This is a genomic window from Flavitalea sp., assembly GCF_035489435.1.
In the GTDB taxonomy this organism is placed as follows: domain Bacteria; phylum Bacteroidota; class Bacteroidia; order Chitinophagales; family Chitinophagaceae; genus DATHKG01.
This window is the reverse complement of the sequence record NZ_DATHKG010000076.1, coordinates 1-11,070: the sequence shown is the minus strand read 5'-3', so window position 1 is coordinate 11,070 and position 11,070 is coordinate 1. Positions and strand designations below refer to the sequence as shown.

Sequence of the window (11,070 nt, the reverse complement as noted above, 5' to 3'; positions counted from 1 at the left end):
CTGAACTACCTGGTTAATAAATCGGTAAAGACAAAAAAAAAATTATACGCAAAATTCTATCATACCGGAAGAAACAGGATGATGTACATAGCCTACAAGTTTGCAGGCTTTGAGATAAGCAGCCGGATAGATGAAAATGCCGAATTACTTATTCACAATGGCACTTCATCTCACGATTATCCGCATTACATTAAACTACAGTTTCCGGCAAACACGCGGGTACCCGGTTAACTGCATCGAAAATCATCATCATAAAATTTTATAAACAGTTTGCAAATGAAGGATATTGCAGTTATTGGTATTGCCGGCCGGTTTCCCGGTGCCAATGACATGAATGAGTTTTATCAGATTCTACGGGATGGCGTTTGTACTGCAAAGGTACCGGATATCGTAAGGGTCATGTCCACCTCCTTATCGCCGGCAAAATCCTATATGCCATTCTCCTATCTTGACGATATAGATAAATTCGACCATGAATTTTTCGGCATATCACGGCATGAGGCTGAAAATATGGATCCGCACCAGCGTATACTGCTGGAGATCACTTATCATGCTTTTGAAAGTACAGGGTTTGCCGTGGATACTTTCAGGGGATCAGATACAGGGGTGATACTGTCTGATTTTGTATCCCTCTATTATGAACTGGCAAAAGAGTTCGATCCTACATTGGTAACCGGTAACCTCAGTGCCTTTTCTGCAGGAAGAATAGCAAGGTATTTTGATCTTCGGGGAATGGCAATGATGGTAGATACTACCTGTTCTTCTTCATTGGTAGCGCTGCACATGGCCTGTAACGAGATAAGGTCGGGTAATGCAGAGATGATGGTGGTTGGGGGTGCCAGTATTAACCTGAAGCCTAATGAAACTTCAGCAACCACTTTTGTTGACCTGCTGTCTGAAGATGGAAAAACAAAGGCATTTTCCGCAGATGCCCAAGGTATAGGTGTGGGCGAAGGTGCTGCCTGTATGTTGCTTAAAGACCTTGATAAGGCAATAGAAGATGGCAATATCATTTATGCAGTCGTAAAAGGATCTGCGGTTAACCAGGATGCACAATTGTCAGGCAGCCAAACGGCTCCCAGCAGGAAAGCGCAGGCCGCTGTTATAATAAAAGCATGGGAGAGTGCCGGAATAAATCCAGCATCGGTTACTTATATCGAAGCACATGGAACGGCAACCAAACTGGGCGATCCTATTGAGGCAGAAGCAATTGATCAGGCATTTAAAATGTATACGGAGGAAAACGGATTTTGTTCCATCTCAAGTGTAAAATCAAATATCGGGCATACCGGAAATATTGCCGGCATTATGAGTTTATGCAAAGTGGTGCTTTCCCTCGAGCATAAACAATTGTTTGCTTCGGTTAATTATACAAGTCCCAATCCGTTTATCAATTTTGATAAAATGGCCATCAAGGTAATGAATGAGCTTCAAACCTGGAATACTGAACGGTTGCCGAGAATAACAGGAATAAGTTCATTTGGTTTGATGGGAACAAATTGCCATGCTGTACTCCAGGAATACCCTGTCCCGGAAACTAAACAACAGCATGGTAACCTGCTGTTTTTTCTTTCCGCCAAATCAGAATCAGCTCTGCGGAACATGATAAAAGTTTTCCGGAAATATACAGACAGCATGGTACCGGAGAATTTACAAAACCTGAGTTTTACATTGAACCAGGGACGTGGGCATTTTGGTTTTCGCACTGCATTTTATGCCTCAAACCCCGAAGAGTTAAAAAAGCAGCTGGATTCGGGGCTTACTGTTTCAAAAGTAAGGAATACCGCCGTTCGAAAAATTTTCCTGTTTTCAGGGGCGCTAACAATTGATGAGTCTCAGCTGCCTGAATTCCATAAAAATAATCCATGGTTGTCTCCATATATACATGAATGCATTGACGCAAACCCGGCAAAAGATCTAACCCAAAGCCAGATTGATTTTATGATTCAGTATGCAGTTTATAAGGCTTTTGAAAAAATAGGATTGAATTCAGAAGACCTGCTGGGGTGGGGTACCGGCGACCTGGTGGTGGAAGTACTTATAGGCGAAAAGAAGCTGCCGGATGCTATGGAAGAGTGTATACATATTCAGATAGAAACACCACCTGATTTTGAAAAGAGGCTGGAGAAGATTTTAATGACTTATGCGCAAAAAAGTTTTGTACTGTTCATCGAAATGGGTGTGGAAGGAATATTTTCGAACGGATTCCGAAAATTTGCTACAAAACAATTCAGAAACAGGCTCAATGTGCTGAGCGCCGTATCATTAAATGGTAATGGTTTTTTTTCGTACCTGGCCAATCTGTATATGGATGGTCAGGACCTCGATCTTGGGCCTTTCTACTCAAACCTTTCTGTTTCAAGGATCGCAATCCCAGGCTACCCTTTCGAAAGAAAGCGTTGTTGGATCCGGGAATACGGCGAAGTAGCTGGGGGCAGGCAATTGGGCGAATCCGACCCTTCATTCATTAAGTGTACAGCAGTGGTGCAGGAAACAACAAAAACACCGGGGGAAGCAGCAGCGGATGATGAAGAAACGGGCTGGACGGATACAGAAATCGCTGTTTCAGATATATGGAAGACAGTTTTAAAACGAGATTCAGTTGGCAGAAACGAAGATTTCTTTCAGCTGGGCGGACATTCATTGCTTAGCGCAAGAGTAATCTCCAGGATCGAAAAAAAATTCAGGGTTAAATTATCTTTTAAGGATGTATATACCTACTCAACAGTTGAATCGCTGGCCAAAGGGATAGACCGGTTAAAAAGTGAACAGAACCTTTCATACCTTTTGCCGGAGATTGAATCTGTGGGAAATGTTTCAAAGGTGAACCTTTCTCATGCGCAAAAGCGTTTATGGCTGATCGAACAATTAGAAAAAGACAGTGCCTCATTCCTTACCTATCACGCACCTTATGCCTTAGCCGTAAAAGGAGCTTTGGATACCGATAAATTCAGGATCGCTTTTGATAATGTGATCAGCAGGCACGAGATCCTGCGTACCATTTTTATCAGTGAAGACGGGATTCCATACCAACACATACAAAGTTCAATCAATCACAGGATCGTTTTTACTTCTTTTGAAAATGAAGCAGACCCGGAAGCTGCACTTCAAAAACTCATCCGTGAAAAAACGGCTGAAAAATTTGACCTCGAAAAAGGACCGTTGCTGAAAACCTTTATTGCAAAAAAATCACCTGATGATTTTATTATCCTCTTTATCATGCACCATATTATTTCAGACGGATGGTCGATGGGGGTTCTTATGAAAGAGATCATGCATGCTTACAATGCAGGTTCCGAAAATGAATACCTGCCACCGCTGCCCTTCCAGTATAAAGATTATACCTGTTGGCATAATAAACTGATGAAGAGTGATTTCATTGAAACGGCCCGGAACTACTGGAAAGAAAAAATGAAGGGGCCACTGCCGGTACTGGAACTCCCGGTTGACTATCAACGTACAGGTATCCAGTCTTTTTCAGGCAGATCATGGAAATTTAAGATTGACGGGGAACCGGGAGCAGGCCTGCAGGCGTTTTCAAAACAGCAAAATGCAAGCCTGTTTACTACACTGGTTAGCCTCGTAAGCATACTATTGCATAAATACACTAAAAGCAATGATATCATTGTAGGTACACCGGTAGCCGGAAGGATAAAGCCTGAACTGGAGCAAATGATCGGGTTCTTTGTAAATACTCTGGTCTTTAGAAATAAATTATCGCCGGATCAGAAATACCTGGAATTTCTGGAAGAGGTAAAGCAAACTACTCTTGAAGGCCTGGAAAACCAGCTATTCCCATTTGATATGATTGTGGATGAGTTTGTAACAGAACGCCTGGCTGACCGGAACCCTGTATTTGATGTGATGGTAGTGCTGCAGAATAATGCTGTTGAAAATCTTTCTATCCATGGCATAGAAGTAACGATGATGAATATTGCCAACGATGTTTCATTTTTCGACCTGATGTTCTCTTTCTGGGAAGTAGCCGACGGGCTGGATATTGAGATTAATTACAATACCCGCCTCTATCAGGACTCAACCATTGTATTGATGGGGCAGCATCTTATTTCACTGATGAAACATGTTACAGAAGACCCCGCAAAACGGATCGCTGATATTGAAATGATTTCGGCCTATGAAAAAAATACACCCGGAAAAAGCCGAACCATATCTTTTAAGGTTTAAAAACAAACTATATGAATTTGAATAAAGAACAACTTGAAACATTTCATCGCAACGGCTACCTGCTGATCGAAAATGTTTTCTGTACAGAAGAACTGGCGTTAATAGAAGCTGAAATTCTAAGGCTTAAACAAATCGACTGCCAAGAGCGGATACTCGAAAAAGACGGATCTGTACGGTCTTTTTTTGCACCCGAAAAACAAAGCAATATACTGGGCCTTGTTACCCGTTTAAAGAAGATGGTGAAGCCGGCCGAAAGTATCCTGGATAACCAGGTGTACATACATCAAAGCAAACTCAATACCAAACAGGCATTCATAGGAGATAAGTGGGACTGGCACCAGGATTATATTTTCTGGCAGAAAGATGATGGGATGCCATCGCCCGATGTGTTGAATGCAATGATTTATGTTAATGAAGTAAACGAATTCAACGGGCCTCTTTTTGTAATACCGGGTTCGCATCTGCTGGGTGTAGTGGAAGATACGGCGGCAGGAAAATCAATGGAAAACGAAAGTGAATGGTTTAAAAAGTACCAGCAAAGTAAGTCTTATATGTCGGCACTTACGGTTAATCTTAAATACACTATTAACCAGCAAACCGTTACTGAATGGGTAGATAAGAACGGTATACGTTCCACAAATGGGGCGGCGGGCAGTGTATTGTTTTTTCATGGCAATATTTTTCATGCATCGCCAAGTAATGTATCGCCCTGGAACAGGGACACGTTCCTGGTAACTTATAACAGTACTGATAATAAGCTGAAGGATATAGAAAATCCAAGACCAACATTTATAGCAAACAGAGACTTTACGCCCATTAAAACAATTGATGACAGCAGCCTGCTTGATTTAGCCGGTAATAAAGCTTAAAATATCCGTAGCGTTATTAAACCCTGAAGTGTTAACCCATTTGGAAAAAATGAATACATATGATTATTGTTGATGAAAAACAACTCATTCAGAAAATAGAGGAGAAATATTGGCTGGATAAGGCCAAGGGGGCTATAATGCCTTCGCTTGTTCCATCATGGTGTGAAGCAGGAAATGATATCGGCAGACAGCATTTTCTGATTACGGATGAAGATATACACCGGGGAATTGAAAAAATATCCGGAGGAGATGCTGAAGCACAATATATCATATTGCTTGCTGCACTGGAACTGCTTGTTTTCAAATATTTAAATCAGCCGGAGATTGTCATCAGTGCTCCTGTTGCTAGCTCCAAAAACGGAACTGTTGCCAACCAGTTTTTTTTCAGGAATGAAATAAGACCAGGGATGACGGTTGCTGAACTGCTTGATGAACTGGCAGAACAGCTGCTGGCGGGGTTGGATAAAATTACGACTGATCTTTCTTATTTCAAAGAAAAGATCAGAATGGCTAATGAAGATGAATACCGGGCATTGGAAAAGGTAGGATTCGTTGTAAATAACAGCGTTGGCGCAGCTACATTTGTTAATGATGCTGGCCTTTGCTTCACGATCAGCACAGGTGAAAAATTCATAGAGATTCAGATCGCTCACAAGCTTTCAAAAGAGGCAGGGCAATGGATAACCGCATTGGGGAAACATTATGAATATATCTTGAAACAAATACTGGTAAACCCAAAAGCAAATATTGGGGATATCTGCGTGCTGAATGAAAATGAAAAAAAAGAATTGGTTTTTGGGTATAATAATACTGTTTTTAAATATGAAGAAAATACAGTTAGTTGGCTTTTTGAAAACCAGGTTATTCAAACATCCGCTTCAGCAGCGCTGGTGTTTAATGGAAAAGTGTTCACTTACGGCGAACTTAATAAAACGGTAAACCAACTTGCTGATTTTCTTATTGAAACGTATCAAGCCGGTGAAAATAAGGTGATCGCCGTAATGACTGAAAGATCGGAGTGGAGCGCCATTGCAATGCTTGCAATTATTAAAACGGGCGCCTGTTATCTACCCCTTGATCTGAACCTGCCGACCGCCAGGACAAGCTATATCATTCAAAATGCAAAACCGGTGGTTTTATTAACCGAACTGGGCAGTGATGAAGAATATTCCGGGTTAGATGTTTCTTTGCCTTTGAAAAAACTGACCGACATTCCGTTGGCCAACTACAACACCAGCAATCCTGTTCGCCGGCTGCCGCTCGACATACCGGCATTCCTTATTTATACTTCCGGTTCTACCGGTAAGCCAAAAGCCGTGGTACAAACTCACCGTACACTCACCAACCTTATTATTTGGGATAATGAAGAGGTTGGTTTTTCAAGAGGCTCATCCATTTTACAGTACTCATCATTTGCATTCGATTCTTCGCTGCATGATATTTACTATGCACTAAGCAGTGGTGGTACGGCACATATAGTTCCGGAAGATATGCGCCTTGATTATCCGGCAATGGCCGATTATATTACAAGTAAAAAGATCAGTATTGTTTCATTGCCCTTTACGGTAATGGCGGGTTTTTTTAATGCCATTGATATGCACCTGCTTGATGGCCATTCAATACAACATATCATATCTACCGGAGAACAGTTACTGGTCGGGGCAAGGCTCGAACAATTTCTTGCCGCAAATCCCGCAATAAAACTGCATAATTTTTATGGCCCTTCAGAAACACATGTAGTAACGGCTTTTTCGGTTACCGGGGCCGATATCCTTTCCAAAAGGGTTCCCATTGGTAAACCGGTATATAATTCACAGATATATATATTGAACGATAAACTGGAACTGGTTCCCTCGGGAATGACCGGTGAAATTTATATTGGCGGGCATAACCTTGCACTCGGTTATCTTGATGAACCCGAACTCACCGAACAAAAGTTCATTAATAACCAGTTCAGCTATAATGAAAGGATATATAAATCCGGAGATCTGGGAAGATGGCTACCCGGAGAGATACTGGAATACCTGGGACGAATTGACCACCAGGTAAAAATAAGAGGTTATCGTGTGGAATTGGGAGAGATAGAAAAATTGATCCTTAAATCAGGAAGCATTTCAGAAGCGCTGGTGACAGAACGTGGCGAAGGAGAAGACAAGGAACTAATCGCTTATTTTGTATTAAAGCAGGGGCAGCAGGCGCCGGATATCGCTGCATCACTTTCTGAAACGCTTCCGTCGTATATGATACCGGCCTATTTTATCCAATTAACTGAATTCCCGTTAACCTCAAATGGAAAACTGGATAAAAAGAAACTTCCGGCCCCGGTACGCAACAAGCAGCCTTATTGTGCCCCGGCTACAACAGAAGAAATTATTTTGGCCCGGATATGGGAGGAAACACTTGGTAAGACAGGTATAGGAATAGATGATAATTTCTTTGAACTGGGTGGCCACAGCCTGAAAGCCACCAGGATCATATCAGGCATATTTAAAGAATTAAAACGTAAAATAACGCTTAAGAATATTTTTCTTTTCCCTACCATCCGTAAACTGGCTGCATTCATGCTAACAGAAAATGAAGTACAGTTTTATCATATACCAAAACTTGCGTTGCAGGACAGCTATGAACTTTCCCATTCCCAAAAAAGGATTTGGGTGATTGACCAGTTTGAAGAAAATTCACTTGCTTATGTATTGCCAATGGCTTTTAATATTAAAGGGCTACTGGATCGGGAAGCAATTGTATGGGCATTTGAAAAAATTATAGCCCGGCATGAAAGCCTGAGAACAGTTTTTATAAATACAGATGGAGAACCGAGGCAGGTGGTCAAAAAACCGGGAGAACTGTCCGCTTCATTCAGGGTGATCAGTATCTCCAATGAAACGAATAAGGAGGAGTTTATTGAACATTATCTCAAAAAAGAAACCGCCACTCCATTCAACATGGAAAACGGCCCCTTACTGAGAGGAGCGATTATTAAGACAGGTGATGATAAACACGTATTGTCATTTACCATCCACCATATTATTTCCGACGGATGGTCCATGGAAATTTTCATAAAAGAACTGATGGCATTTTATAATGGCCGGGTAAACATGACGGAAACAGTGCTGCCCGAGTTAAGGATTCACTATAAAGATTTTTGTGACTGGCAGAATAAAATGCTTACGGATGGGTCGGTGGAAAATGATAAAAATTACTGGAAGAAAATGTTTGAGCATGATGTGCCCGTACTGGATCTGCCTACAGATCACAACCGCATGTCAAACCAGGTGAATGCGGGAGGGGCTGTTGTGGAATATTTTGATAGTGCACTGGTGAAGAAAATTAAAGCCTTTTGCCATGAACATGATATCAGTTATTTCATTTTCCTGGCTGGCATTATAAAAATACTCCTATACAGGTACACCGGCCAAAAAGATATTGTGATAGGTACTCCGGTTGCAGGGCGAAATCACCCGGATATCGAAGAATTGATTGGAGTTTTTATAAATACCCTGCCTGTGAGGGCTGAACTTACCCAGGATAAAATTTTTACGGATTTTATTAAGGAACTCAGGGACATCGTAACGGAAGCCTACCATCACCAGGATTATCCTTTTGATAAACTGGTAGATGACCTGAACCTTCAGCGGGACAATACAAGGAACCCACTTTTTGACGTACTGGTAAGGATAGATATTTTTGATGGTAATTCCTCAAACGAAAATACCCTTGAAATTGAAACGATCAATATCGGAACAGGGGTAAGTAATTTCGACCTGGTTTTCAATTTCGAACTGGCGGATAATGAACTGCGTTTGCTGATTGGTTACAACAGTGGCCTGTATAAAGAAGATACGATCAAACGAATGGCAGCCCATCTCGGTAATATCGCAACTGCGGTTACAGATGATGCTCAATCGCGATTGGGTTTCATACCATACCTGTCGCAACAGGATCACTCCTTGCTGGAACAGTTCAATAATACAAAAGCAGATTTTACAGGGTTTACCATCGATCAGCTGGCAACCCGTCTTGCCATAGAAATTCCTGATAATATTGTCATACGTGAAACGGAACGTGATATAACTTTTAAGGAACTCAGGTCCGATTCTAACCGCATAGCTGCGTTCTTACTTGCATCGGGTACCTGCCAGGAAGAGATAGTGGCTGTTTTTTCTGACAGAGGCGCAGGCATGATTAAATTGCTGCTGGGTATTTTAAAGGCCAACTGCGCCTATCTCCCGATAGATCCTGACCTTCCCGAAGAACGTATTCAGTTCATGCTGAATAATGCCGGGGTTAGCAGAATATTACTTAATAATGCACAACTACTTGCAAAATATAAGCTGGATGATTACCAATGCACCGTAATAACCAATGCCGCTGCTGATCTTTCAAATTATCCGGATAATGATCCGGCATTGGAGAAAAATAACAGCCAGCTGGCCTGTATTTATTACACATCCGGTTCTACGGGCAAACCTAAGGGAGTAATGCTTAATCATGCGGGCCTGGTAAACAGGGTCGAATGGTTCTGGAAAAATTTTAAATGTACCCGTGAAGATATCTACCTGTTTAAAACGGCTTATACATTTGATGTGTCTATGAGTGAAATGTTCATGCCCATTTGTTTTGGCTGTATCATGATGATCACAGATGATCATTCACTTGTTAATCCCCGGTTGCTTACCATGGCGGTGGAAAAATATGGTATAACCATTTTGCATTTCAGTCCAACCCTGCTGAATGCATTTCTGGAATCTGTTGACGAGGAAGATATCGCAAGAATGCACTCAGCAAGATATGTGCTTTCAAGTGGCGAAGCATTACCCAAAAACCTGGTTCAGAAATATTACCGGCATATGAGAGCACCTATTGTTAATTTATACGGACCAACAGAAGCTTCTATTGAAGTAAGCTGGCATACCTGTTCCGCTGATGATGAAGTGATTCCCATAGGTAAACCAATTGTCAATGTGGGGCTTCATATACTGGATGAAAACAATGCCCAGGTAGCTCCCGGCATTATAGGTGAGATATGCATTTCAGGTATCGCACTGGCCAGGGGATATCTGAATAATGAAATGATGACAAATGAACGCTTCGTTGGCGCGGCAATCAACAAAGAAAAAATAATTGTTTACAGAACCGGCGACAGGGGCAAATGGAATTATAAGGGCGATGTGGAATATCTGGGACGGAACGATAACCAGGTAAGTATCGGCGGTTACAGAATTGAACTTGGCGAAATTGAACAGAACCTGGTCGAGCATCCATCTGTAGGAAATGTATGCGTACTTAGTACAACCGGTAAAGATGATACCAGCAGCCTTTCAGCCTATATTCTTCTGAAACCGGCAGTAAGTGAAATACCTGAGATAGAGCCCGTTGCTGCAAGTAAAGAAGAATCAGTGCTTATTAATAATTTTAATACACAGTTCATCTGCTATGAAACCACTTTATTGCTTAACCAGTTATTTGAAAATGTTGTTGAAAAATTTTCCGGAAATACGGCTGTAGAATTTGAATCCTGCAAGTTAAGTTATCATGAATTAAATATACAGGCCAATAGGCTTGCACACGGGTTAAGGCAACGTTACGATATTGCTCCTGAAGACAGGATAGTCATCATGGCACCGCGTTCAGAAAAAATTATTATTGCCTTACTGGCTGTACTTAAGGCAGGTGCAGCGTATGTTCCGCTTGATCTGGATTATCCGGTTGAAAGGATCAACGGTATCATTAAAGATTGCGGATCAAAGATTGTTATCACCAACCGGTATGGTGCTGCCGGCATAGAGGATGAAAACATTTCTGTGATTGATATCGATGAACTGGATATCACGTTTGGCACAGAGATGGCAACAAATCCAGGGTGCATAAATATTCCTTCGCACGCAGCGTACCTCATCTATACTTCCGGCACAACAGGAAAACCCAAAGGGGTTATTGTGGAACACAGGAATATCTGCAGCATAGCCGCAGCCTGGATAAAAGAATACCGGTTAACTCAATTTTTACCCCGCACTTT

Annotated in this window: 3 protein-coding genes and 1 pseudogene; all 4 read left to right on the top strand. The window is 41.7% G+C overall.

What is annotated here, in order from left to right:
• Positions 1 to 231: pseudogene (locus VK664_RS11705) on the top strand (hypothetical protein); the annotation flags it as partial.
• A gap of 45 nt (positions 232 to 276) precedes the next feature.
• Positions 277 to 4,185 (top strand): condensation domain-containing protein, encoded by a 3,909-nt coding sequence (locus tag VK664_RS11700; protein WP_461398843.1) that lies wholly within the window; start codon positions 277 to 279, stop codon positions 4,183 to 4,185.
• An 11-nt stretch (positions 4,186 to 4,196) separates the two neighbouring features.
• Positions 4,197 to 5,054 carry a phytanoyl-CoA dioxygenase family protein gene (locus VK664_RS11695; RefSeq protein WP_461398842.1) on the top strand — a complete coding sequence of 286 codons (858 nt, stop codon included), beginning with the start codon at positions 4,197 to 4,199 and terminating at the stop codon, positions 5,052 to 5,054.
• Between the two features lie 59 nt (positions 5,055 to 5,113).
• A partial coding sequence (locus tag VK664_RS11690; protein WP_461398841.1) for an amino acid adenylation domain-containing protein occupies positions 5,114 to 11,070 on the top strand: 5,957 nt, incomplete at its 3' end.